The 234-nt window shown below is 62.0% G+C and carries 1 pseudogene; it reads left to right on the top strand.

Features of this window, described 5'->3' with window-relative positions:
- A pseudogene (locus SB753_RS41610) lies at window positions 1-205 on the top strand (cell division protein); the annotation flags it as partial.
- Window positions 206-234: the final 29 nt, after the last annotated feature.

Raw genomic sequence — 234 nt, 5'->3', positions numbered from 1 at the left:
CGAGCAGGCGAACGTGCTGCTCAAGGAATTGAACGAGCAGTGCTATGGCCTGCTGCATGCGTACGAGCCGGTGCTGCGTGCTATCGCCGACGAACTTCTCGAGCACGAAACCGTGCCTGGCGAGACGGTGTATCGGCTGATCAGGGAGCATAAAAGCACGCTAAAGATCGTGCACGAGCAGGAGCCTGAGCCCGAAGCCGCGTGATAGCGGGCGAGCCGAGGCCACGCTAGGCG

Source organism: Paraburkholderia sp. SIMBA_053 (genome assembly GCF_046534895.1).
Classification (GTDB): Bacteria; Pseudomonadota; Gammaproteobacteria; order Burkholderiales; family Burkholderiaceae; genus Paraburkholderia; species Paraburkholderia caledonica.
The sequence above is the reverse complement of the archived record's forward strand: the minus strand, read 5'-3'. Positions and strand labels throughout refer to the sequence as shown.